Origin of the sequence: Cystobacter fuscus, assembly GCF_002305875.1 — a bacterium.
Classification (GTDB): Bacteria; Myxococcota; Myxococcia; order Myxococcales; family Myxococcaceae; genus Cystobacter; species Cystobacter fuscus_A.
This window is the reverse complement of sequence record NZ_CP022098.1, coordinates 1,508,038-1,532,632: the sequence shown is the minus strand read 5'-3', so window position 1 is coordinate 1,532,632 and position 24,595 is coordinate 1,508,038. Positions and strand designations below refer to the sequence as shown.

Annotated in this window: 18 protein-coding genes; 9 read left to right on the top strand and 9 right to left on the bottom strand. The window is 70.2% G+C overall.

The window, feature by feature from the left end:
* The first annotated feature begins 3 nt into the window (after positions 1 to 3).
* Positions 4 to 1,326, top strand: a complete 1,323-nt coding sequence (locus tag CYFUS_RS06410) for a sensor histidine kinase (protein WP_095984429.1) — start codon at positions 4 to 6, stop codon at positions 1,324 to 1,326.
* Positions 1,327 to 1,332: 6 nt separating this feature from the next.
* On the opposite strand, the gene CYFUS_RS06405 is transcribed toward CYFUS_RS06410, so the two are convergent.
* The 4 genes from CYFUS_RS06405 to CYFUS_RS06390 all read right to left on the bottom strand — a co-directional run bounded on the left by CYFUS_RS06405 (position 1,333) and on the right by CYFUS_RS06390 (position 11,128).
* The gene (locus tag CYFUS_RS06405; protein WP_095984428.1) at positions 1,333 to 2,301 is read right to left on the bottom strand and encodes a lytic polysaccharide monooxygenase; all 969 of its coding nucleotides are present in this window, start codon (positions 2,299 to 2,301) and stop codon (positions 1,333 to 1,335) included.
* A gap of 210 nt (positions 2,302 to 2,511) precedes the next feature.
* Positions 2,512 to 5,835, bottom strand: coding sequence for an adventurous gliding motility lipoprotein CglD (cglD, locus tag CYFUS_RS06400; RefSeq protein WP_095984427.1), 3,324 nt, complete (start codon positions 5,833 to 5,835; stop codon positions 2,512 to 2,514).
* A 260-nt stretch (positions 5,836 to 6,095) separates the two neighbouring features.
* The gene (locus CYFUS_RS06395; protein ID WP_095984426.1) at positions 6,096 to 9,881 is read right to left on the bottom strand and encodes an AAA family ATPase; all 3,786 of its coding nucleotides are present in this window, start codon (positions 9,879 to 9,881) and stop codon (positions 6,096 to 6,098) included.
* The gene (locus CYFUS_RS06390; RefSeq protein WP_095984425.1) at positions 9,878 to 11,128 is read right to left on the bottom strand and encodes an exonuclease SbcCD subunit D C-terminal domain-containing protein; all 1,251 of its coding nucleotides are present in this window, start codon (positions 11,126 to 11,128) and stop codon (positions 9,878 to 9,880) included. The genes CYFUS_RS06395 and CYFUS_RS06390 overlap by 4 nt, the downstream gene beginning before the upstream one ends.
* 255 nt (positions 11,129 to 11,383) lie before the next feature.
* Here CYFUS_RS06390 and CYFUS_RS06385 point away from each other — a divergent pair, with 255 nt between their 5' ends.
* From CYFUS_RS06385 to CYFUS_RS06365, 4 genes are all read left to right on the top strand, one after another.
* Positions 11,384 to 12,139, top strand: coding sequence for a lysophospholipid acyltransferase family protein (locus CYFUS_RS06385; RefSeq protein ID WP_095984424.1), 756 nt, complete (start codon positions 11,384 to 11,386; stop codon positions 12,137 to 12,139).
* Between the two features lie 90 nt (positions 12,140 to 12,229).
* Positions 12,230 to 13,339: an ATP-binding protein gene (locus CYFUS_RS50370; RefSeq protein WP_157758276.1), complete on the top strand. Its 1,110-nt coding sequence runs from the start codon at positions 12,230 to 12,232 to the stop codon at positions 13,337 to 13,339.
* A gap of 7 nt (positions 13,340 to 13,346) precedes the next feature.
* Positions 13,347 to 13,886 carry a hypothetical protein gene (locus CYFUS_RS06370; protein ID WP_095984421.1) on the top strand — a complete coding sequence of 180 codons (540 nt, stop codon included), beginning with the start codon at positions 13,347 to 13,349 and terminating at the stop codon, positions 13,884 to 13,886.
* On the top strand, positions 13,883 to 14,485 hold the full coding sequence (locus CYFUS_RS06365; protein WP_095984420.1) for a hypothetical protein: 603 nt from the start codon (positions 13,883 to 13,885) through the stop codon (positions 14,483 to 14,485). Before CYFUS_RS06370 ends, CYFUS_RS06365 begins: the two co-directional genes overlap by 4 nt.
* Here CYFUS_RS06365 and CYFUS_RS06360 read toward each other — a convergent pair.
* Both CYFUS_RS06360 and CYFUS_RS06355 read right to left on the bottom strand, forming a co-directional pair.
* Complete coding sequence (locus CYFUS_RS06360; protein WP_095984419.1) at positions 14,475 to 15,266, bottom strand: PhzF family phenazine biosynthesis protein; 792 nt, start codon at positions 15,264 to 15,266, stop codon at positions 14,475 to 14,477. The genes CYFUS_RS06365 and CYFUS_RS06360 overlap by 11 nt on opposite strands.
* A 51-nt stretch (positions 15,267 to 15,317) precedes the next feature.
* On the bottom strand, positions 15,318 to 16,124 hold the full coding sequence (locus CYFUS_RS06355; protein ID WP_095984418.1) for an SDR family oxidoreductase: 807 nt from the start codon (positions 16,122 to 16,124) through the stop codon (positions 15,318 to 15,320).
* 36 nt (positions 16,125 to 16,160) lie between these two features.
* Here CYFUS_RS06355 and CYFUS_RS06350 point away from each other — a divergent pair, with 36 nt between their 5' ends.
* From CYFUS_RS06350 to CYFUS_RS06340, 3 genes are all read left to right on the top strand, one after another.
* Positions 16,161 to 16,844: a YqiA/YcfP family alpha/beta fold hydrolase gene (locus CYFUS_RS06350; RefSeq protein ID WP_095984417.1), complete on the top strand. Its 684-nt coding sequence runs from the start codon at positions 16,161 to 16,163 to the stop codon at positions 16,842 to 16,844.
* 66 nt (positions 16,845 to 16,910) lie between these two features.
* Positions 16,911 to 18,839: a discoidin domain-containing protein gene (locus tag CYFUS_RS06345; protein WP_095984416.1), complete on the top strand. Its 1,929-nt coding sequence runs from the start codon at positions 16,911 to 16,913 to the stop codon at positions 18,837 to 18,839.
* A 69-nt stretch (positions 18,840 to 18,908) separates the two neighbouring features.
* Entirely contained in the window at positions 18,909 to 19,940 is a 1,032-nt protein-coding gene (locus CYFUS_RS06340) for an alpha/beta hydrolase family protein (protein ID WP_095984415.1), read from the top strand.
* A 12-nt stretch (positions 19,941 to 19,952) separates the two neighbouring features.
* Here CYFUS_RS06340 and CYFUS_RS06335 read toward each other — a convergent pair whose 3' ends face one another.
* Positions 19,953 to 20,723: a hypothetical protein gene (locus CYFUS_RS06335; RefSeq protein WP_095984414.1), complete on the bottom strand. Its 771-nt coding sequence runs from the start codon at positions 20,721 to 20,723 to the stop codon at positions 19,953 to 19,955.
* 134 nt (positions 20,724 to 20,857) lie between these two features.
* Here CYFUS_RS06335 and CYFUS_RS06330 point away from each other — a divergent pair, with 134 nt between their 5' ends.
* Positions 20,858 to 22,468, top strand: a complete 1,611-nt coding sequence (locus CYFUS_RS06330) for a carboxylesterase/lipase family protein (protein WP_157758275.1) — start codon at positions 20,858 to 20,860, stop codon at positions 22,466 to 22,468.
* A 21-nt stretch (positions 22,469 to 22,489) separates the two neighbouring features.
* Here CYFUS_RS06330 and CYFUS_RS06325 read toward each other — a convergent pair whose 3' ends face one another.
* Positions 22,490 to 23,092, bottom strand: coding sequence for a GNAT family N-acetyltransferase (locus tag CYFUS_RS06325; RefSeq protein ID WP_095984412.1), 603 nt, complete (start codon positions 23,090 to 23,092; stop codon positions 22,490 to 22,492).
* A 23-nt stretch (positions 23,093 to 23,115) separates the two neighbouring features.
* Complete coding sequence (locus tag CYFUS_RS06320; protein ID WP_095984411.1) at positions 23,116 to 24,468, bottom strand: TrpB-like pyridoxal phosphate-dependent enzyme; 1,353 nt, start codon at positions 24,466 to 24,468, stop codon at positions 23,116 to 23,118.
* Positions 24,469 to 24,595: the final 127 nt, after the last annotated feature.

Below are 24,595 nucleotides of genomic sequence, written 5' to 3'. Positions count from 1 at the left end.
CCCATGACAGTGCGTCCACACGGCGAGGCCACGCGAACGAAGCCGGACAAGACGACCCTCTTGTTCGCGGCGGTGCTCCCGCTGCTGTCCGTGCTGGACGTGCTCATCTTCTCGAGCGTCAACCTCGGGGCGCTCGGCGTGCGCGTGCTGTGGGCGGTGGAGCTGGTGGCCTGCGCGTTCTGGATGGGCCGGCTCTCCGGGTGGCGCCGACGCCTGTTCTTCCTGGTCAACAGCGCGCTCGGCTCGGGCTTCTACCTGGCCATCGTCGCCTGCACCGGGGACGTGGACAGTCCGTACGTCCACCTGGTGATGTGCCTGCCCCTGCTCGTGGCCCTCATCTACGCGGAGGAGGCGGGCGCGGCCATCGTCAGCGGCTGCGTCTGCATGCTGGGCATTGGCGCGCTGGTGGTGCTCACCGGGCACCCTCCGGCCCAGGCCATCACCTGGGCTTCCCTGGTCGCGATGACCAGCTTCTTCGGCGTGGCGGGCTCCACCCAGTTCCGCCGGGCGCTCGAGGCGCGCAACGAGGCCCGGCTGGAGCGCACCCGCCGCGAGGCCGCGGAGAAGTTCGCCCGGACGCTGGCGGATCAAGCCCTCTCCGAGCGGCTCGCCACCGTGGGGCGGCTGGCCGCCAGCGTGATGCACGAAATCAACAACCCGCTGGCCTTCGTCCACGCCAACCTGCGCTTCCTCCAGGAGGAGCTGCACGCCCAGCCCCTGACCCCCGGGGCCCGCGCGGAGCTGGAGCAGGTGCTCGCCGAGACGCGCTCGGGCGTGGAGCGCGTCCAGCGGATCGTCCTGGACCTCAAGGGCTTCTCGCGCCGGGACACGGAGGAGTCCACCGCCTGCGCCCTGGCGGACGTGGTGGCGGACGCGGTGCGGCTGGCGGCGGTACGGCTCAAGCACATGGCCCACGTGAAGGTCGAGCTGCCTCCCGGACTGCCGCCCGTGCTCGCCACGCCCCGGCGGCTCGTCCAGGTGCTGCTCAACCTGCTCGTCAACGCGGGCGACGCCCTCGAGGAGTCCGGCCGGGTGCCGGGGCAGATCCTGGTGCGCGGCGAGGCGCGCGGGCAGCGCGTGATGCTCTTCGTCGAGGACAACGGCCCGGGCTTTCCTCCCGAGGTGCTGCCGCGCCTCTTCGAGACCTTCTTCACCACCAAGGGCCCGGAGAAGGGCACGGGCCTGGGGCTCGTCATCTCGCGCGAGCTGCTGGAGCACTGCGGCGCGACGCTCACCGCGGAGAACCGGGAAGAGGGCGGCGCCCGCCTGCGCATCGAATGGCCCGCCCACGGCCAGACGTCGCGCGACGGCGCCGCCAGCGTGTAGACGCGCTCAGGGACTCGAGGGCGCCGCGGGCTTGTCGATGTCGAGCTGGAAGCGGTAGCCCGCGTCCCGGACATAGACGCTGTTGCCCTGGAGCGACTCGACGGGGGAGATGTCACCCTGGGCGTCGAGCGCGCCCACGCGGACGTAGCGCGAGTCCTGGTTCACCCGGCGGGCCAGACGCACGAGCCAGTGGGCCGCCGGACTCACCTCCTCCGTCAGGCGCAGCTCGTGGCGCTCCACGTCCCGCCCGGCCGCGTCGAAGACCCGGAGCGTCACCGTGCTGCCCGCGCGCAGGTCCTCACGGGCCCGCACCGGCTCGGCTTCCTTCCACTCGGAGGCGGCGAGCGTGGTGCCGATCTCCACGTCCACGCAGGCGTAGAAGGCCTCCGGGCTGTCGGAGCGCTGCCAGATGTTGTAGATGACGTGCCGGCCCGTCCTCCCCGTGGGGAAGGGACAGTTCAACGTGTAGCGGTTGTTCTGCAGGGGCGTGGTGCCCACGGTGCAGAAGGGCGTCGCCTCCAGGTCCGACCACTTGAGCGGCTGCGTGGGATTGTAGCCCTGCCTGGTGACGAAGAACTGGAAGCTGCGCGCGGCATGGGGCGCCGTGGCGTGGTAGACGAAATCGAAGCGGCCCTGGGCATTGGGCGCGATGCGCTTGGCCGGCCAGTCCGACCGCGCGAGATCCAACCCCTTGTGCGACTCATTGGCCGCGCTGCACAGCTTCCCATCCGGGATGAGGGCGCGGTGCTGGCCATTGGCGTTGCCCTGCCGGACGCCATTCCAGTCATAGAAGGCCTGGGTGCCACCGTAGGCGATGGCGGCCTTGCAGGCGGCGGACTGGGGAGTCTCCGGGCCCTCCTTGTAACAGTTGTACACGCGGCTGATGGGAATCTCGATGGAGCCGTGTGCGAGGGATTGCCCGGCGGACAGCGCGGACACCAGGGCGAGGGACGGCGCCAGCATGGACTTGAGCATGAGGACGAACTCCTGTTCGGACAGGGGACGGACCCGGGATTCACCGCGTTCGCGCGGAGTACGGGTATGGAGTTCGTCGCGTGATTATTCGGGTCACCTCCTGGAGCCGAAAAAGGACCGGGGCCGGGCGCCGCTGACGGCTCAGCGGTACCCGGCCCCGGCTGGCTCATCCCTGGCGGGCCTCAGCTCCAGGCCCGCCGGGGGAGTGACTCAGTTCGGCTTCGGCCGGCAGGCGCAGGTGCTCTCGTTGCACACCGTGTCGGACGGGCAGTTGCCACCGCAGTTGGGCTTGCAGACGCAGGCGCAGGCGTTGGCATCGGCCTGGTAGTTCGAGCCGCAGTTGAGCGCCCCCGTGTCACAGACACAACCACAGGCCGCCGCGTCGAACTTGAAGCCCGGCGAGCAGGTGGCGGACTGCACGCAGGTGCACGCGCACGTGGTCGGGTTGCACGTCTCGAAGCTGCCGCAGGCGCCCGCGCATTCCGAGCCGCAGGACCAGCTGCACACGTCCCGGTTGGTGTTGCACACCTGGCCGGGCGCGCCGCCACCGCCGCAATCCGCGGGGCACTCGCACCGGTTCGTCTGCCGGTTGCACACGAGCTTGCCCTTGCAGAAGTCCGCCTGGGTGGAGTCGTAGTACCCCGTGTCGCTATAGCAGGGCGGCTGGTTGCCATCCGTGTTGGCCGTCAGGTCGCTCCAGTAGCGGTAGGAGATGGCGCCCAGGGTGGTGCCCGTCTCGGGCGGACGACACGCACCATAGAAGGACAGGGCCTGGCTGCGGCCGTCCACGTCGAAGCCATCCGTGCGGCTGCGCGGCAGGTCGCTCGGGTTGCACTTCGAGGAGTCACGCACCTTCGCCAGCGCCACGCGCACGGAGGCGCCGATGGGCGGCTTGAGCGTCTTGTAGCCCGCGGAGCCGATCACGCTGTCCATGATGCTGTTGATGGCCGTCTGGATGCCCGTCGCGGTGCGGATGCTGCCCACGATGCCACCCAACGCCTGGATGGCGTCCTTGTGCACCGGGATGAGGTGATCCTCCTGGCTGTTGCACCGGGTGGCGCTGTCGGCGGGATCGCAGATGATGCCGTGCATCTGGATGGCAGCGCCCGTGGGGTTGCCGCTCTTGAAGTAGTTGATGAACTCCGGGAGCGTGTTCCCAGACCCGGCCACGGCATCATCCGTGGATTGATCGCGCGTGTCCGTGAGGATGATGACGACCAGGCGGGCGCCAGTGCGGTACTTCTTGTTGGGATCCGTCGTGCTGGCGGCGGTCATGTCGTTGACCGCCTTGCGCGCCGGCCTCAGGTGGACTTCGTCGGCGATGCCGTTGACACCAATCCAGCAACCCTGCGTGGTGTCCGGGCACGCGGCGTTCTGATCCAGCCAGGCCTTGAACTGGTTGATGTCCCGGGTGAAGCCCCGGAAGATGTTGCGGTTGTTGCTGTAGGTCGCACCGTAGGAAGTGGTGACCAGGGCGATGCGCCAGTCGAGCTGCGAGTTGCCCAATCGCGAGGCCACGGCATTGGCCGCGTTGGCCAGCGCCGTCTGGGACGAGGCCATGGAGCCGCTGTCGTCCACCACGAACAGGAAGTCCGTGGGGCCACTGCCGGCGGAGGCGAAGGTCTCGCACTGCACCGCGTCCGCGTCACCGAACTGGGCCAGCGCCGTGCCACCCGCGGTGTCGCTCATGACGAACACCCCCGGCTCCACGAAGCGGGCCTTGGGAGTGATGGCCAGCACCACGAGCACGCTCGAGTTGGAGCGGTGCACGTACTGCGCCTGGATCTTGAACGGACCCGACACGTCCGTGCCACCGGAGAGCGTCCCCGCCCCCGAGCCGACGATGACGTTGGCCACCGCGTTGGTGTAGGCACCCAGGGTGGTGGTCACCGACTGCTCGTAGTTGCCCTGCACGGCGGCATGACCGTCCCAGGTCGTGAACGTCTGCGTGGTCTCCGTCACCGAGGGATTCAACTGGCCACGAACGAACAGCTCGTCGCCCGCCGCCGTGGTGGAGGTGCCCGCCTGGCCACGCTTGTAGGCGATGAAGGCCACCTTGTTGGTGTTGTCGAAGCCGATGTAGCCCTTGACGTTGCCCGAGGAGATCGTCTTCACCTCATTGAAGGTGGGGCGGAGCGCCAGGCGGATGTCACTGCCGTTGTCCTCCTTGAAGGTCACCTGACGCAGGTTCTGCGCGGAGCACGCCTGGCCCGCGGGAGAAGTGCCGGTGCCGTCCGCGCCATTGCTCGGGTCGAGCTCGCCCGGATCCACGCGGCCGTTCTGGTTGGAGTCCTCGGCGCCGTCGGCGATGCCATCGCCGTCGCTGTCCGCGTTGGTGGGGTTCGTCTTGGTGCCCGGGTCCAGGTCGCCGACATAGCCGCAGGTGGTGATGGGCGCCGCGTTGGTGGCCACGCCACGCTCCACGCCATCCACCAGACCATCTCCGTCCGTGTCGCGGTTGGTGGGGTCCGTCTCGCCCGAGTCGCGCCCACCGCTGGCGTTCAGGTCCTCGCCCAGGAAGGTGCCCTGGTTGGGTCCATCCAACAGCCCGTCGCAGTCCGAGTCCTTCGAGCGGGGATCCGTCTCGCCCAGGTCCACCCGGCCATTGCGGTTGCGGTCCTCCTGACCATCGCGCAGCCCGTCACCATCCGTGTCCGCGTTGCGCCAGTCGGTGCCATTGGCCTGCTCGACCTCGTCCGAGATGCCGTCACCGTCCGTGTCCGTGCCCGTGGCCCCGCCGCAGTCGCCAGCCTTCTTCGGGTCCGTCTCGCCCGGATCCACCAGGCCGTTGCCGTTGCGGTCCTCCTGCCCGTCCACGCAGGTGTCGCCGTCCATGTCGGCGTTGAGCGGATCCGTCTTGCTGTTCTTGAGCTCGACGAAGTCCGACAGGCCGTCGCCGTCCGTGTCGCGCTTGCGGGGATCCGTCTCGCCCGCCTCCACGATGCCGTTCTTGTTGGTGTCCTCCTCGCTGTCCGACAGGCCGTCACCATCCGAGTCCCGGTTGGCGGGATCCGTCTCGCCCGGGTCCAGCCGGCCGTTGCGGTTGCGGTCCTCCACGCCGTCCAGGATGCCGTCGCCGTCCGTGTCCGGATTGGTCGGGTTGGTGCGGCTCGTGGGATCCGCGTCCGCGATGAAGAGCGAGGCGCACAGCGGGAGCGGGTTGAGGGTGGTGGTGCGAGCGGCTTCCACACCATCGCGCAGGCCGTCGCCGTCCGTGTCCCACTTGTCCGGGTCGGTGCGCTTGTCGCCCGCGTAGATGTTGCCCCACTCCTCCGCGTCCGACAGACCGTCACAGTCGGTGTCGATCGTCTTGTTGGTCGGATTGAGGGGACCTGGGGGCTTCTCGAAGGGATCGTCCGTCGGCTGCTGGACGTCGCCGCCGTCGGTGCCACCGTCGTCGGGAGTGGTGGGGCCACCATCGGAGGTGCCACCGTCACCAGTGGGATCCGGATCGGGCTCCGTGGTCGGCGGCTGAGGACAACCAGCGAGGAATGCGACCAGGGCGGCCGCGAGTAAACGTTTAGGGGCTCTCATGAACAGCCTCACGGGGGAAGGGGGGGCGAATTTGGGAATGGGGTTGTCTGTTGCCTAGTGGGTGATTGTGTAACCTGCCCTCCTGTTCCATACGCCGGCCCGCACGGAAACAGAAGAGTACGAAACTCCGCCCCCTGCTGTGCAGATGCGACAGAGGCGTTCACTCCTGAAGAGTGCAGAAGGGTCGAAGAATTTTCCCATCGTCCCAATCTGAGTCTCACCCCGGACAATCCGGGGAGGGGGATTCATCCACTACCATTCTATCCCATCGCCAGCGAGCGCCGGGACGCGGACGCCCGAGCACCTGGCAGGCCCGCTTCGCCCACGACCTGGAGGCGGCTGCGACCCGCGCCCTGCTTCACCACGCGTACCTGCACACCGATGCGCTCGGCGAGCCCCGACACGTGGGAGATGATGCCCACCTGCCTCCCCGTGGCCTGGAGCGCGTCGAGCGTGGCCAGGGCCACTTCCAGCGTCTCGGGGTCCAGCGTGCCGAAGCCCTCGTCGATGAAGAGCGTCTCCACCTGGGTCGTCTCCGAGGAGAGCGAGGCGAGGCCGAGGGCGAGCGCGAGCGAGACGAGGAAGCTCTCTCCGCCGGAGAGGCTGGAGACGGCGCGCACCTCGTCGCCCATGTCTCGATCCACCACCTGGAGGTCCAGGTCGTACCCAGGCACACGCATGAGGTGGTAGCGAGGCGCCAGTTGCTCGAGGTGTGCGTTGGCGTGGTGCAGGAGCGCGTCCAGGGTGAGGCTCTGGGCGAACACCTTGAACTTCTTGCCGTCATGCGAGCCGATGAGTTCACTGAGCGTGCGCCACACGCCGCTCTTGCGCTGCGCCTCCTCCAGCAGCCGGGCCTGCTCGCCGTGGCTCCGCCGGGCGTCATCGTCCTGCTTGAGCCGGGCCCGGAGGCGGGCGGCGGCGTCCACACGGGCCTGGGTGTCCGCGATGGCCCGCTCGCGCGCGGACGCGGCCTCCTCCTCGGAGAGGGAGGGCCGCGCGGAGGACTCGTGCTCGAGGCGCTGGCGCTGGCGCTCCTCGACGAGCAGGAGGGACTTGTCGTGGGCCTGCCGCAGTTGGCCCAGCACCCGCTCCTCGTCCGCGCACCAGGCGGCGCCCCGCGAGAGCAGGCTCCGCACGGTCTCCAGGGAGAGGCCGCGCTCGGCGAGGCGCGTGCCCAGGGTGGCCTCGGCCCTGTCCCGGGAGGTACTCGCCGTGTCCCGTGCCGCGAGCGAGGCCTCGGTCCGGGCGAGCGCCACCGCCACGGCCCGTGCCGCCCGCGCGGCGTCCTCGCGCCGGGACTCGAGGGCCTGGACGAGCGCCTCCCGCTCCTGACGAAGGGCCGCGCGCACCTCGGCGGTGGCACGTCCCCCGAACAGCGCCCCACGTGAGGCGCGCGCGCGCGCGAGGGCCTCTTCCCGCCCGGTCGCGGCCTGGGCACGGGCCGTGCTCTGCGCGTGCAGCAGCTCCACCGTGGCTTGCACCGGGCCCCGCTTCTCCGCCGCGCTCCGCGACTCGGCCTCGGCCTGGCGCAGCTCCTCGTCCTTCGCGTTCCACTCCTTCACGGCCTTCACGCAGCGCGCCTGGAAGGTCGCCGTGTCGGTGGACAGCTCCTTCTCCCAACGGGGCCAGCCCGAGAAGGCCACCGACAGCGCGGCCAGCAGCTCCTCGCGACCGCGCGCCGCCTGCTCCACGTCCCGCAGGTGCAGGGCCTCGGCCTCGACGTTCCTGCGCCACGCCTCGTCCGCCTGGCGCCAGAGCGACTCCGCCGCCTCCGCGTCCGTCCGCGCGGCCTCCCTCCGGACCCGGGCCTCCTTCGCCTTCCGGGCCTGGGCCTCGGCGAGTTCCTCCTCGGCCCTCGACCGCTCGGAGTGGACGCGCACCTCGGCGAGTGCCTCCGCCAGCCAGGCCTCGACCTCCGGGGCATCCACGGACTCGGCGGGAAGCGCACCCGTGAGCTTCGCGCGCAAGAGGCTCCAGCGCTCGCGGGGCGAGGTGCTCCGCCGCGCCGCGGCCTCCCCACGCTCCTCGGCCCGCGCCGCGCGCTGCTCCGCGCCCTGGGCCCGGGCGGTGGCGGCGGATTCGGTCCGCGTCACCTCCTGGAGCTCGTTCTCCAACGACGTCACCCGGCCGCGCCCCTCCTCGACGAGTCCCGCCAGGGGCCCTTCCTCGCGAGCGTAGGGGTGCTCCTTGGAACCACACAGGGGACAGGGCTCGCCCTCGCGCAGGTCCGCCCGACGCGCGCTGAGCTCCAGCGCGGCCCGCGTCCGGTCGAACGCGAGCCGTGCCTCCCTCAGCGCCGGGTCGAGCCCGGTGCGCCGCGCCTTCGCGGCCTCCGCCTCGGCGGTCGCGGTGGCCTGCTCCTTCCGGGCCTCGTCCACCTCCCGGGAGGCCTCGCGCAGCGCCTGGGCCGCTTCCCACGCTTCCTTCCGCGCGAGCTCCAGCTCCTTCAACACCTCCTGCCGGGCACCCAGCTCCTCACGCCGCAGCCTCCGCGCCGCGTCGGCCTCCGCGCCGAGCGCCGACTCCGCCCGCGCGGCCTCCTCCTCGGCCACACGCAGCGCCTCGGACGACTCGCGCCGCGCCGCCTCACGGCGCTCCGCCTCGAGGCGAAGCGGCTCGGCCTCGGCGCGCGTGCGCGTGAGCAGTGCCTGGGCCGCGACCTCCTGCCGTGCCTGTTGCTGATAGCGCTGGAGCTCCGTCTCCCACCGGGACCACTCCCGGGCCACGGGCTCCACGGGCCCGCGCTTGTCCCGCCACGCCTGGATGTCCTCGAGCCGCTTGCGCGCGGAGGCTTCCTGGTCGCTCAGCACCGAGAGCTCGGCCCGGGCCCGCTGCTCGCTCGCGAGCGCCTCGTCCCGCGCACGCACCGCGTCCCGCGCCTGCTCCTCGGCGCGCTGGATCTCCCCATCCAACGCCTCGGCCGCTTCCAGCTCCGGCCGCGCGGCCTCCTCCGCCTTCACCGCCGCGTCCCGCCGGGACTCCGCCTCGAGCCGAACCACCTCGGCCCCGCGATCCACCTCGCGCGCCACCGCCTCCTCGGAGCGCCGCGCGGTCAGCTCCGCGTCCCTCGCCGTCAGGGCCGCCGTGGCCTCGTCCAGCGCCGAGACCGGAGCACGCAGGTCCTCCGCCGCGCGAACCCGCTCCCATTCGAGCCGCCGGGGCTCCGCGTCCTCGAGGGCCCGCCGCGCGCGCTCCAGCTCCGCTTCCGCCTCGCGCTCACGGGAAACCAGGTCCGCCCGCGTCCGGTACCAGCCCACCGCGTGCTCCGCGCGGGACTGCACCGCCTGGGCCTCCGCGCGCGCCGCCTCCTCGCGCGCCAGTCCCTCCTCCTCCTGCCGGCGCGCCTCCTCGCTCAGCAAGGAGATGGCCTCCACGCCCCGCTGCAACTTCTCCAGCGCCTCCTGCACCTGGCGGTGGCGCTGGTGCGCGGCGAGCGACATGCGGCTGTACACCTCCGTGCCCGTCATGCGCTCGAGCAGCTCCGCGCGGTCCTTCTCCTTGGCGCGCAGGAAGGCGGCGAACTCGCCCTGGGCCAGCAGCGCCGAGCGCCGGAACTGCTCGAAGGACAGGCCGAGCTTCTCCTCGATGGCCTTGAGCACCTCGCCCTTCTTGGCACCGAAGCGCTGTCCGGACGCCACCTCGGTGAGGCTCATCTCCGGAGACTGGATGGCGCCATCCAGCCGCTTGTGCGCCCGGCGCACGGACCAGTTGGCCACGTAGCGCTTCCCATCGCGTCCGAGGAACTCCACCTCGGCGAGGCCCTCGGCGGCGCCGCGCCGCAACATGCCCCTCGCGTCGGTGTCCTTGACGCGCGCCTTCTCGTCCTCCCCGGCGCGTCCCACGAGCACCCCGCCGCCCTGCTCCAACCGGGGCGTGCAGTCGAAGAGGGCCAGGCACATGGCGTCCAACAGGGTGCTCTTGCCCGCGCCCGTGGCGCCGGTGATGGCGAACAGCCCCATGCGATCGAGCGGCGGCTTGTCCAGCTCCAGGGCGAAGTCGCCCGCGAGGCTCGTGAGGTTGCGACCCCGGATGACGAGGATCTTCATGACGCGTCCTCCTGCACCTGGGTGAGCAGCTCGTGGAAGGCCTCGAGCAGCGCGGGAGCGAGGGGCTCGGAGTAGTCCTGGGCGTAGCGGGCGTGGAACACGTCCTCGGGGGTGCGATCCTTGAGCGAGGGCCCGGGCCGCGACTCGGCGAGCGCCAGGCCCGTGCCGGTGTACTGGGGAGTGATCTTCACCAGCCGCGCGGCCTTGCCCTCCAGCGCGGCCTCCACCTGCCGGCGCAGGGCGGGCTCGGGCCTGGGCAGCTCCACGCACACCTCCAGATAGGGGCGCTTCCACTCCACCATTCCGGCCTCGGCGGAGGGCAGGGCCTGGAGCGCCTTCACCACGGTGGCGAGGTCCATCGCGGGCGCGCCGCGCTCGGGCACCCGGAGGATCTCCGCCTGACGGGGCACGCGCACGGACTCCACGGAGGCGAGGTGCTCACCCTCGAGTTCCACGAGCAGCACCTGGTGCACGTAGCTCGCCTCGGACAGGGACAGGGGCAGGGGCGAGCCGCTGTAGCGCACTCCCTCGCGACCACCCACGCGCTGGGCCTTGTGCAGGTGCCCGAGCGCCACGTACGCCATGTCCTCGGGGAAGAGGTCCACTGGGAGCGCGTGCTGGTTGCCGCCGAGGATCCGGCGCTCGCTCAGCTCGCTCAGCTCGGTGCCCACCATGTAGCAATGGCCCATGGCCACGAGCGCCTGTCCGGACTCGCGCCGCGCCCGCGCGCCATCGAGCACCTCGGCGTACACCGCGCGCACGCCCTCGATGAGCCGGTCGCCCACCTCGTCTGGGAGGAAGGGGAGGTCCGCGGGCCGCAGGTAGGGCACCGCCGCCACCCACGCGCCCACCTGGCCCCGGGCATCGTGCAGCGGCACCAGCAGCCGCTCCAGGCCGCGGTCATCCCGGGAGCGAGTGAGGCCACCCACCACGCGCACGCCGAGCGCGGTGAGCAGGGGGTCCGGCGCATCCAGCCGCGCCGCCGAGTCGTGGTTGCCGCCGATGACGACGACGTCCAGCTTCGGGCAGCGCTGGCGGGCCTGGGCGACGAACTCGTACCAGGCGGCCTGGGCCTCGGCGCTGGGGTTGGAGGTGTCGAAGATGTCACCGGCCACGAGCAGCGCGTCCACCTCGCGTGCCGCCAGGGTGTCGAGCAACCACGCGAGGAAGGCCGCGTGCTCGGCCTCGCGCGAGGTGTCGTACAGTGAGTGACCCAGGTGCCAGTCCGACGTGTGCAGCAGGCGCATCCGTGCGTACCCCTCCAGGAGCGATGCGAGCGGGACGGGAGAGCCCCTGCCTGCTCGCACGTTCAGGCCGCGCCAGTGTGCCCGTTGGCGTGCGTGGAGCCAAATGCGGAGTGCCCCTCCCCCGTTCTCTCCCGCGAGGAGCAGGCGGGCAGGCGGCTTCGGACGTGCGGAGTGGCGTCCGGGCGGGCATCATGACGCGCCGCCTCCCGCTGCCGGGGGGCGGATGTGCCCCCTGCTGACCGCGAGACACCGAGAATGAGGTACCTGGCCACCCTGTGGTTCTGGCTCGTCTTCCTGAGCACCGCCCCGTTCTGTACGGCGATCGGAGCGCTGATCTGGCTCGTCACCTGGCCCTTCGACCGGAACCGCAACGCGCTGCACGCCTTCGTGTGCGGCTGGTGCCACGTGCTCTACCTGTCGTGGCCGGGCTGGCGGGTGCGCATCGAGGGCCGTGAGCACCTGCCCCCGGGGCCCTCGGTGCTCGTGGCCAACCACCAGTCCGCGTCGGACATCCTCGCGTCCATGGGGCTCAACCACCCGTTCAAGTTCGTCGCCAAGGAGGCGGTCTTCCGCACGCCGTGCGTCGGGTGGCTGATGCAGTTGATGGAGTACATCCCGGTGAAGCGGGGCCATCCCCAGGCGATGGAGCGGATGCTGGAGGACTGCCGCGGGTGGCTGCGGCGGGGGGTGGCGGTGTTCATCTACCCGGAGGGCACCTACGCACGCACGCGCGAGCCCCTGCCCTTCAAGCGCGGCGCCTTCCAACTGGCCATCGCGGAGCAGGTGCCCGTGGTGCCGGTGGTCATCGAGGGCACGACGGACGTCATCGCGGGGGACGGGCCGTTGATGGGGGCGAGTGCCCGGGTGCGGGTGCGCGTGCTGCCGCCGGTGCTGGCGCAGGCACTCGGGGAGGATCCGGTGGAGCTGGCCGGACGCGTGCGCGACATGCACCTCGAGGCGCTGGGCCTGAGCGCGAAGCAGGGCGAGGCGCCCGAGCAACGGGTGGCCTGAGCCCAGGCGGCGAAACACCTTGGCTCCGCCCAAGCCCGTCGGATACGAGAGACGAACGCGATCGAGCGAGAATGAAGGCAGGAGCCCACGTTGATCCCCGACTGGTCACGACTCGCCCCCAACCGCCCACTCAACCCGGGTAACGAGGCGTACGTTCCCCGGCCCGTGGGGGCTCCTCGAATCGCCGACTGGATTCTCGCCGGGCGCTCACCGCTGCTCGTGGTGGGTCCTGTCGGCGTCGGGAAAAGCACGGAACTGGCATTCGCGGTACAAGCGCTCGCAACCAGCCGCTTCGTCTGCCGCATCCCTCTTGACCGCGTTGAAAACATGCGGACCCTGACGGCCGAACGTGCACTGCTTCAAATCGCAGATGTGATCGCTCGGGGCGCACAACATATCTACAAGATAGAGATCAGTCCGAAACTGCTCAATGAACTCGAGCTAGCGACCAGAAATGCTCCACTGGGCGGCGAAGTATCGCAGCAGAGAAACGCTGAGGATCTCGCGGTTCTTATCATACGAGAAGTCAATCAGAAAAGCACTCTAGGCCACGTCGCGCTGCTCATCGATGGGCTTGAAAAAACACCACCTGCTCCCGCCCAGCTTGTTTTCGATGCCCTCCAGCGTCTGCTCTTTAAAACAGAAGTCGAGCTTGTCGTCGTCGTGCCCTGGCATGCCGCTTATGGTCCGGGGGCCGAGACAGTTATCGGTCCAGGAGAGAAGCTAATTGTCGTACCGCCTGTCGAAATTGAGGGCACAGCAGGGTCCGAGGGAGTCGCGTTTCTCCGCACTGTGGCGATACGCCGATTACAGCTAGACCAAGAGGCAATCGCACAGGCTCCAACCGACTTTGGCCAGCCAGGGGGAGTTCTCGACCAGTGCGCACAGTGGAGCGGAGGAATTCCACGTTCGTTCCTTCAACTCCTCGCGGATGCAGCATCCTACGCCCGCGTGACCGACAGCGCAGACTGGCCAACACTCTCCCATGTCGCACAAGCAGTCGCGGATCAACGTGAGAGCTTTCGTCGATTGTTGACTCCAGGAGATGACGCCGCACTTCGCCAAGTCGATGGCACAGACGGGCGCGACATGGCGCTCGATCAGAAACTCCGGATGCTCGCGCATGGCGTTCTTCTGGAGCGGCACGAGAACGGACAGCCTGTCATGCGACCGCACCCCATTGTCCGGTTCCTGATCTGAGCTGTCCATGAATAATCCCGTAGCGAGCATTGCAAACGCGATTCAGCGTGATGGCGGGGACGGCATCGTCGTCGTGTACTACCCAGATCTCGGGACACGTGACTGGCTCGTCGATGAAGTCGAATCGATCGCGGGTGCCGATATGTCCGTGCGCACGGATTCAGTGGCGGAAGCGCGTCAACGTCCAGACGCCCTGGTGCTGCTGACCCCAGTAAACGAGAGGGCTGCGATCGAGGAACTCGATGGGACTCGCGATCAGTTGCTCGAGCCGCGGCGCAAGCACCCCGTCGTGTTGTTCCTTCTGCGAGACGGCGATGGTACGCGCGCGCTCCGTGAGGCACCGAGCCTGGCGAGCTGGATTCGAGGCAGCGATCCCGACCCCGAGAGGCTCGCCGAAGTCGACGTGGAGGCGGAGCGCCAGGCTTTTGAAGCCGAGAACGGCGCTTCTCCTGAAGAGTGGCTCTCACGGTGGCGCGCGAACGGGATTCCACGGGATGCGAGGACAGTTGTGCTCAGCTACCGCGCATCTCTGCTGGAGAAGCGATGAGCGACTGGCTCGAGCTTCACCAGGCACATCGAAAGCTCCGGGCGGAGGGCGGCTCGTCGCTGGGTGACATTCGCCGCGTGCTGCGCCAGCTCACCACTCGCAAGCACGCCGAACCCTCACTCAACAATCGATTCACCTACTTGAAGAACTCGGAGACGGGCCTGCGCGATTGGTACATCGCCGCGCCGCGTAGCGGCGTGAAGGCCAAGGAGTGGTCGGAGCCACTGCACCAACTCGCTCCCGACATCGCCGAGGCGCGCCTGACGCTCCTCGCGCTGACCGACACGTCCAACACCCGGCTGGGCAAGCTCTCGGTGATGATCGAGGGCAAGAGCGTCACCAGCGGCCCCTTCGTCGTGGCGGCCCATCTGGACGACCGGCACATGGGCTCGGGCGCGTGCGGCCACTCCCTGTTCCATTGCCACGTCGGCCCCTCTTTCGAGACGCCGCCCGCGGTCCGGGTTCCCCTTCCCGCGCTCCGGCCCGCCGCGACGCTCGAGTGGGCATTGTCCGTGGTCCTACCTGACTGGGAACCCGTCCCCTGGCCCGACGTGGTCGTGGACACCGAGCGCCGCCGCGCCCAGGGGCTCACAACGTGATGTGGCCCTCGAGGTAGAGCACCGCCTGACCGCCGATGCCCACGCGCTCGCCGCGGTCCTCGCACTGGAGCACGCCGCCGCGGGCGGAGAGCTGGTGGGCGAGCAACTGGCGCTTGCCCAGCACGCGCGCCCAGTAGGGCACCAGCGAGCAGTGCGCCGAGCCCGTCACCGGATCCTCCAGCACGCCCACGCGCGGCGCGAAGAAGCGCGAGACGAAGTCCGCCTCCGTACCCCGCGCCGTCGCCACCACCCCGAAGTACTCCAGCGCGGCGAGCTTCGCCATGTCCGGCGCGAGCGCGCGCACCTGCTCCTCGGTGTCGAAGACGGCCAACAAGTCGCGCGTCGCCAATGTCTCTCGCGGCTCGGCGCCCAGGGCCTCGGCGAGCCCCTCCGGCGCCGCGCACGGCTCGGGCGCCCAGGAGGGGAAGTCCATCTCCATCCACTCGCCCTCCTGCTGCGTCACCACCAGCGGACCCGAGCGCGAGTGGAACTCGGCCTTCTCCAGGCCCGGCGCCAGACGCGTGAAGAGGATGTAGGCCGCGGCCAGCGTGGCATGACCGCACAGGTCCACCTCCTGGGTGGGGGTGAACCAGCGGATCTGCCAGCCGCGCACCTCGTCGCGCAGCACGAAGGCCGTCTCGGAGAGGTTGTTCTCCGCGGCGACCGCCTGGAGCACCTCATCCGGCAGCCAGGCATCCAGCGGACACACGGCGGCGGGGTTGCCGCCAAAGACCTGGGAGGAGAAGGCGTCGACCTGATAGAGGCGCAGACGAGTGGGCATTCGTGGTCCCCTATCTACCCTACCCCGGAGGCCATGCGAAGCCGGGGGGGTTCACTTGGAGGACGAGGTGAGGGCGCTGGCGAACTGCATGGCGTAGTTGATCTCCAGGCCGCCATCCACCACCAGGGTCTGGCCGTTCACGTACGAGGAGCCCTCGGAGCACAACCACTCGATGGCCTTGGCGATCTCGTCCCCGTCGGCCACGCGGCCCACGGGCACGCTGTCGCGCACCTTGGCCTCGAGCGTGGCCCAGGCATCGCCCATGTAGAAGCGGCTGGAGTCGGTGTCGATGTAGCCCGGATTGACGGCGTTGACGCGGATGCCGTTCGGGGCCAGCTCGGCGGCGAGGTACTTCACCAGGATTTCCATGGCGCCCTTCATCGAGCCCAGGAAGCCATGGAAGGGCAGCGGCATGCGCGAGTCCATGCCGGACACCGCGACCATGCGGCCCTTGCGCCCCTCCATCAGCGGCACGGAGCGCTGGGCGCCCAGCAGGAAGCTCTTCACCGTGACGTTGAAGGTCTTGTCCATCTGGTGGAGCTTCATCTGCATGAGCGGCGTGAAGGCAGTGGAGGCGGCGTTGGCCACGAAGACGTCCAGCGCGCCGAACTCCTGCTGCACGAGGTCGAAGGCGGCATGGAGGCTGGCGGGCTCGAGCTGATCCGCGACGACGGTGCGGCAGCGCCGGCCGAGCGCCTCGACGTCACGGGCGAGCAGGGAAGCGGACTCGGCGTCGCGCCGGTAGGTGGACACGATGTCATAGCCCGCCTTCGCGAGCCGCAGGGACAGCGCGCGGCCCACGCCTCGCGAGCCACCAGTGATGAGCGCCACGGGAGCAGTCGTCATACGGACGGGCATAGCACCTTCTCCTCCAAGGGGTAGAGTGCGCCCCCTATGACTGTTCTCCCCGGACCCAAGTGGCTCTACCTGCACGGCTTCGCCTCGGGGCCCGAGTCCGCCAAGGGCGTGAGGCTCGCCGCGCACTATGCCCGCCAGGGCATCCACCTGGAGCGGCTGAACCTGCGCCAGCCCTCGCTCGAGCGCTTGAGCTTCAGCGCGATGGTGAGCACGGTGCGCGAGGCCCTGGGGGGAGAGCGGGATCGGGCCATCCTCATCGGCTCCAGCATGGGAGGGCTGACCGCGTGCCACGTGGCGCAGGAGGACGCGCGGGTGTGCGCGCTCGTCCTGCTCGCGCCCGCCCTGAGCATCGCCCGGCAGATGCGGCGCACGGTGGGCGAGCCGGGCCTGCACCGGTGGCGCGAGACGGGCTGGTTGGAGATTCACGACTACGCGCAGAAGCGGCAGACGCAGGTGCACGCCGGCCTCCTGGATGAACTCGACGCGCTGGAGGCCCGCTCGGGAGGAGGACCCGACGTGCGCGTGCCCACGCTCCTCGTCCACGGCCGGCAGGACACCACCACGGAGATTTCCTACTCACGTGAGTGGGCCCAGGGCCGGCGCCACGTGCGGCTCGTCGAGGTGGACGACGGCCACGAGCTGGTGGCCTCGCTCGAGCGCATTACCGCCGAAGCGGATGACTTCCTCCGCCCCTTCCTCGCCAGCCCGGCCGCCCGGTAGACAGGCTTCAGAATCCTCGACAGGGATTGGAATGACGCGGGTGCGTCATCGCTTTGGGCACCCACGATGCACAAAGCCAATCCGTTGATTTCGTCCGCTTGTCTGCTGGGCGTGCTGCTGGTCACGGCCTGTGAGCAGTCGTCCCCCTCCCCGGTGAAGGAGCCGTCCGTCACGGAGCCCGCCCCCGCGGCGCCTCGCGAGGACGTGGGTTCCGAGAAGAGCGAATCCCTTCCGCCTGGAACGACCACCGGCGGCCCCCCCGCGCCGGGTTTCTCCGCGAGCAATTGCCAGGCGATGACCACCCAGAGCACGTCCGCGAGTGGTGATGACGGCGCGGGCAGCGTGGCCGCCAATACCCAGGACGACAACCTGGGCACGCGTTGGAGCGGGCCGGGCAAGGGGGCCTGGCTCACGCTCGACCTGGGCAGCGCGCAATCGCTCTCGGGCGCCGCCATTGCCTGGCACCAGGGAGACACGCGCCAGAACCACTTCACGCTCGCCACCTCCACGGATGGCACCACCTTCACCCAGGCGTACGCCGGGGACAGCGCCCTGACGGCCGAGGCCCAGACGTACGCCTTCCCCAGCGCGCGCCAGGCGCGCTACGTGCGCGTCACCGTCAACGGCAATACCGTCAATGACTGGGCCTCCATCGCCGAGGCGCGCGCATGCGCCGGAGGGGGGACGACGCCCACGCCCGCGCCCACCACGGACTCGGGCCCGGTACTGCCCCGCCAGCCGTACCTGCAGAGCGTGGGCACCACCAGCGCGCTCGTGGCCTTCCGCACCAGCACCTCCTGCACGCCCTTCGTGCGCTTCGGCGAGGGCGCGTACCTGTCGCGCTCGGCCTCGGCCACGGTCACGGGCTACCGCCACGCGGTGAAGCTGGACGGACTGTCCCCGGGCCGCACGTACAGCTACGTGGTCGAGGCGTGTGGCTCGGTCACGGGCGCGCGCACCTTCCAGACCGCCACGGGTCCGGACATCCCGCGCGTGCACTTCACCGCCATGGGGGACTTCGGCACGGGCGGCTCGCTGCAGCGCAAGGTGCTCCAGGTGCTCACCCCCTCGCGCGCGGGCGAGTTCCTCCTCACGCTCGGCGACAACGCGTACTCCTCCGGCACGGACGCGGAGTTCCAGAGCAACATGTTCACCCCCATGGCGACCCTGCTGCGGCAGACGCCCCTGTTCCCCACGCCGGGCAACCACGAGTACCTCACCAACAACGCCCAGCCCTACCTGGACAACTTCTACCTGCCGGCCAACAACTCCGCGCGCACCGAGCGCTACTACTCGTTCGACTGGGGTCCGGTGCACTTCGTCTCGCTCGACTCCAACTGCCTGAGCTACCCCACCACCGAGTGCACCAAGGCGATTCAACAGGACTGGGTGGCCAAGGATCTCGCCGCCACCACGCGGCCCTGGAAGATCGTCTTCTTCCACCACCCGCTCTGGTCCAGCGGCGAGCACGGCTCGAGCACGTCCATGCGCAAGGCGTTCGCCGCCACCTTCGAGCAGTACGGGGTGGACCTGGTGCTCACCGGGCATGATCACAACTACGAGCGCTCCAAGCCGATGAAGGGCGACGCGGTGGCGGCCTCGGGCACGAAGGGCATTCCCTACCTCGTGGTGGGCAGCGGCGGCGCCACCATGCGTCCCTTCGAGACCTCGCAGCCGAGCTGGTCCGCCTTCCGCGACGACACCAACGTGGGCTTCCTCGACGTGACGGTGGACGGCGGCACGCTGACGGCGAAGTTCATCACCTCCAGCAACACCGTGCGCGACAGCCTCACGCTGACCAAGACGGTGAGCGCCAATGCGAAGGCCACCCTGAGCACCGCGACGCCGGCGTCGGACACGCCTCCGGGCCCGGTGGACAGCCCCTACCGGCAGCCCACGTTCCTCAAGCAGGGGCCGGTGTCTCCCGCCGACACCGCGGAGTCCGTGGCGGACCAGCCCGAGCCCGCGCACCAGTTCGTTCACGATCAGCCGTGACGGCGCTCCCCGCCCGCATCCGGAGGCTTGCCGGTTGGCAGGCCGTCCGGACGCGGCGAGGATGGATGGATGAACGGCATGCACTGGCTGGACGCGCTCGGCGCGAGATGGGTGGTGGCGCGCCAGCCGCGCTTCTTCGAGGACGGATGGGGCTCGTCCGCCCTCCTGGAGAAGCTCACCCGGGGACCCCAGGGCTTCGCCTTCCCGGAGTTGTCCGACGTGCGGATGAGCCCGCCGCGGCACGAGGGGCACCTGCTCGTCCAGGAGGGACGCTTTCCGAGCCCCGCGGCCGTGGGCTCGCTGCCCGCCGCCTGCCAGGAGGCACGCTTCCAGTTGCTGCTCCCCCACGAGGCCGGCCCGCTGCCTCCGGTGTGTGTCTTCCTCGCGTCCTCGGGAGACGAGGGCTTCGGCCTGCGCCGCTTCATCGCCGGGAAGCTGGCCCGCTCGGGCGTGGGCGCGCTGCTGCTGGAGAATCCCTACTACGGCTCGCGCCGTCCCCCCTCCCAGAAGGGCCCCGCGGTGCGCACCGTGGCGGACCTGCTGCTCATGTTCCGCGCCACGGCGGTGGAGGCGACGGCGCTGCTCGGGTGGCTGCTCGCGCGGGGACACCCCAAGGTGGGCATCTGCGGCTACAGCATGGGGGGCAGCATCGCCGCCTACGCCGCCGCCCTGTTCCCCCTGCCCGTGGCCGTCATCCCCCTGGCCGCCGCCCACGCCGCGGCCCCCGTCTTCACCGAGGGCGTGATGTCCGCCCTCCCCGACTGGGAGACCCTGGGCCGGCCCCTGGGAAGCATCGAGGCCGCGCGCCAACGGCTCCACGAGCTGCTCTCCGCCGCGGCCACCACCGCGCTGCCGCCCCTGCCCCACCCCAAGCGGGCCATCTTCATGGCCGCGCGCCAGGATGGCTTCGTCCCCGCCGCCTCCACCCTGCGCCTGCTCCAACACTGGCGGGGAGCCGAGCTGCGCTACCTGTCCGGGGGACACCTGAGCGCCTTCGTCACCAGCCGCGGCGCCATCGTCCGCGCCATCCTCGATGCCTTCTCGCGCGTCGAGGCCCTTCAACTCCCTCCCGACGAGGAGCCGCCGCCGGGTCCCCCGTGAGCCCGGGTCGCCTCAGCGCCTGTTGCCTGGCGCCTGCCCCTGCCCGTCCCCACGGTCACGTCCGCCCCCCCGCCGATCCTCGCGGCGCATCTGGTCGTACTGGGCCTGCTGGGACTCATCGAGCAGGGCCTTGATCTGCGTGTCCGTCTGCTCGCGCAACTGCCGCAGCTCCTGACGCGTGTTCTGCGGCTCCGATCCGCTCTGCATCGCCTGGAAGAGCTCCTGGCGCCGGGTGGACTCGTTCTCCAGGTGGCGCAGGACATCGCGCTCCTGGCTGGAGCTCAACCGCGCCTCGGTGGCGAAGCGGCGCACGCGCTCGGCCTGCTGCGCCTGCGCCTGCGCCATGCCCTGAATCATCCGCTCCTGCCGCTGCTGCCGCTGCTCGGTGCGCATCTCGTCCTGCACCGAGCGCATCACGCCCTTGAGGTACTCGCGTCCCCCCTCGGACTGCAGCGCCTCGCCCGCCACCATGGAGCGCACTTCCGAGCGGAGCTGCTCCACCTCCGAGGCCAGCCCCGCCGGAGCGGCGGCGCCCCCATCCGCCCCCGCGACCGCCGGCCGCTGCTCCAGCAGCATCAACCGCCGCGACAGGCTCAGCGCGTTCTCCTCCAGCATCTTCACCCGGAGTTCCAGATCCTTCACCGCTTGAGGAGCGGACGCGGAGGGCGGGGAAGCAGGAGGCGGGGCAACGGGCGCCTCGTCCCCTCCTCGAGGGCTCCAGACGGCCACGGTGAGGGCCAGCAGGGACACGGCAAGGGACGCGGGGCCAAGGAACCGGTTCATATGTCTCCCAGACGGGTCAACGCTCCTTGTATTCGATGCCCTTCCCGGATGCATCCCGCGACGAGGGGTGGGAGTGGACGACACATGAAACATGGCCGTGGGCGGAGACGGGCGAATGTGCTCCAGATCTCCCCATGCGCTCGTCCTTCCGGATCCTCCTCTCCAGTTGCCTGTTGTTGCTCACCCACTGTGCCCACACGGGGCCCGCGCTGGCCGAGGGGCCCGCGCCCGTGGTCGAGACCGGCCGGGGACCCGTCCAGGGCCTGGCCTATGCGGATGGCAGCGCCGCCTTCCTCGGCATCCCCTTCGCCCAGCCCCCCACCGGCGAGCGCCGCTGGCGCGCCCCCGAGCCCGCCACTGCGTGGAGCACCCCGCGCGATGCCTCGCACTTCGGCCTTCCCTGCCCCCAGGCGGACCTGCGCAACGGCAAGCCCGTCGAGGGCACCAGCGAGGACTGCCTCACCCTCAACGTCTGGACATCCGCGCTCAGGCCCCAGAAGCCCGCGCCGGTGATGGTCTACATCCACGGTGGCGCCTTCACCCTCGGCTCGTCCCGGGACGAGCTGTACGACGGCTCGGCACTGGCCCACGCGGGTGTGGTGGTGGTGAGCATGAACTACCGGCTGGGCGCGCTGGGCTTCCTCGCCCACCCCGCGCTCGGCGCCGGAGCACCCGCGGAGTCCTCGGGCAACTATGGCCTCATGGACCAGCGGCTCGCGCTCGAGTGGGTGCGTGACCACGTCTCCGCCTTCGGGGGAGATCCCACCAACGTCACGCTCTTCGGCGAGTCCGCGGGTGCCATCTCCGCGTGCCTACAGATGCTCTCGCCCGCGGCGCAGGGCCTCTTCCACCGCGTCATCGCCGAGAGCGGCACCTGCTACCTGGGCACCACGCCGCTGAGGGATCCGGGCACGCCCGAGCAGGAGGACAGCGCCGAGGAGCGCGGGGTGCGCTTCGCCCACGAGGTGGGCTGCACGGAGGGAGACATCGCCGCGTGCCTGCGCACCCGGACGCCCGAGCAACTGCTCGCCGCGAGTGGGGCCGCGCTCGACCTGATCAAGCCCCGGGTGGGCTTCGGGCCGGTGGTGGATGGGAACGTCATTCCCGCGGCGCCGCGCCAGCTCCTCGCGGAGGGCAGGTACGCGCGGGTGCCCCTGCTGCTCGGCGCCAACCGGGACGAGGGCACGATCTTCACCCTCCAGGCGAAGATCGACACGCCCGAGCAGTACGAGGCCGCGGTGAACGTGCGCGCGCCGGGCAACGCCGAGCCCCTGCTGCGCGCCTATCCGGCGAAGGACTTCGCCTCGCCCAAGGCGGCCTTCAGCCGGCTGCTGGGGGACGCGATGTTCGTGTGTCCCACCCGCCGACTCGCGCGCACGCTGGTGGAGCAGGGACAGCCCGTGCATGCCTATTTCTTCACCTACGAGCCCAGGAAGGCCTTCGGCAGCATCTTCGGCGGGTTGCTGAAGCTGGGCGCGTACCACTCCGCCGAGCTGCCCTTCGTCTTCGGCCTGAGCCGGGGCCGCTTCGCCCTGGACTCCGATTCCGAGCGGGAGCTGTCCACGAAGCTCATCGGCTACTGGACCCGCTTCGCCACCGGGGGAAACCCGAACGCCGAGGGCACGGTGGAGTGGCCCTCGTATACGCGGGAGGAGGAGAAGTACCTCGAGATCAACACGCAGCTCGGGCACGGCTCGAACCTGAACGCCCAGCGCTGCGACGTGCTGGATTCGCTCGGGCTCTGAGCGACCCGGCGCGAGCGCGCGTCACCGGGTGGAGCGCCAGAAGAACGTGGTGCCCTCTGCCCCCTTCACGGTGAGCCGCTGGAAGCCCAGCCGCTCGTAGAAACGCACCGCCCGGGTGTTGTCGCTGCCCGTGCCCAGGTGCAGGGAGGGGGCGCCCGCGGCCGCCGCGGCGGCGAGGAAGGTCTCCACGAGGCGCCGGCCGTGCCCGGCCCCCTGCGCATGCGGAAGCAGATCGACGTGCAGGTGCGCCGGGTGGAGGGCCAGCTCGGACAGGAGCATCCGCTCGGGGTGGTGCAGCGTGGAGATGAGCCGATCATCCGCGGTGAGTGCCGGCTCGACCGGAGGGGGATGGCGGCCGGCCACGAGGGGCAGCCACCGGGCGCGCCAGGCCTTCACGAAGGACGGCGTGTCGGCGGTGCCGAGCACGTACCCGACCGCGCGTCCGCCCTCGTCGAGCACGAACGCGAGGCGCGGCTCGAGTTCCAGGTAGGGGCCGGCGTAGACGTCGGGGAGCAGGTCGTCGCTCCGGTAGTGGCCCCGGGCGTCCTGGCCGGACGCGCCCGTGCGCACACAGATGTCATACACGGCATCGCGATCGCTCGGGCGGTAGGGACGAAGCTGCATGGGCGGGCTCATCTCCTCCGAGCCTACCCGACGTGCGGCAGCTTCTTCATCGACTCCTGGATGGCCTCACCTGGGTAGGCGAAGTCCTCGAGCTGGCCGGCGAGGTATTGATCATAGGCCCCCAGATCGAAGTGGCCGTGGCCAGAGAGGTTGAAGAGGATCACCCGCTCGTGACCCTCGGCGTCCGCGCGACGGGCCTCCTCGATGGCCGCCTTGATCGCGTGCGAGCTCTCCGGAGCGGGGAGGATGCCCTCGGCACTGGCGAAGAGCATGGCGGCCTCGAAGCAGGCGCGCTGGGGGTAGGCGACGGCCTCCACCAGCCCGGCGGCCACCAACTGGGACACCAGCGGACTGGCGCCGTGGTAGCGCAGGCCGCCCGCGTGGATGCCCGGCGGCATGAAATCGTGCCCCAGCGTGTGCATCTTCATCACCGGCGTCATCTTCACGGTGTCGCCGAAGTCGTAGGCGTAGACACCCCGCGTGAGGGTCGGACAGCTCGTGGGCTCGGCGGCCACCAGCCGCACCTGCTTGCCGTGCATCTTGTCGCGCGCGAAGGGAAACGCGATGCCCGCGAAGTTGCTGCCACCGCCGTGACAGCCGATGACGACATCCGGGTACTCGCCGGCCAGCTTCATCTGCGCCTGGGCCTCCTGGCCCACCACCGTCTGGTGCAGACACACGTGGTTGAGCACCGAGCCGAGCGCGTACTTCGTGTCCTCGTGAGAGGCCGCGTCCTCCACGGCCTCGGAGATGGCGATGCCCAACGAGCCCTGGCTGTCCGGATGCTGGCCGCGGATGACGCGCCCCGCGTTCGTCTTGTCCGTGGGCGAGGCGAACACCTCGGCGCCCCAGGTGCGCATGAGCGAGCGGCGATAGGGCTTCTGCTCGTAGCTGACCTTCACCATGTACACGGTGACGGCGAGTCCGAAGAGCTGCCCCGCGAAGGCCAGCGAGCTGCCCCACTGCCCCGCGCCGGTCTCCGTGGCCAGCCGCCGCACTCCCGCCCTCGCGTTGTAGAAGGCCTGGGCCACGGCGGTGTTGGGCTTGTGGCTGCCCGCGGGGGAGACGCCCTCGTACTTGTAGTAGATGTGCGAGCGCGTCCCGAGCTTGCGCTCCAGCGCCACGGCACGGAACAGCGGCGAGGGTCTCCAGAGGGCCAGCGCGGAGCGGACCTCCTCGGGGATGGGAATCTCCCGCTGGGCGCTCATCTCCTGCTCGATGAGCGGCATGGGGAACAGCGGCGACAGATCGTCCGGCTTGACGGGCTGGAGCGTGCCCGGGTGCAGCACGGGGGCCGGCGGCGAGGGGAGATCCGGGATGATGTTGTACCAGTGGCGGGGGATCTGCTCCTCGGGCAGCAGGTACTTCAACGGCATGGGAGGACCTCCTGGGGAAGGAAAGCCCGTGAAATCTATCTACCCGGGCTGGAACTGTCTCAATCCAGCTCGATGCCCCTGAGCGCGAGCCCCGAATGGTTGGCCCGCAACCCATAACCCCAGTGGA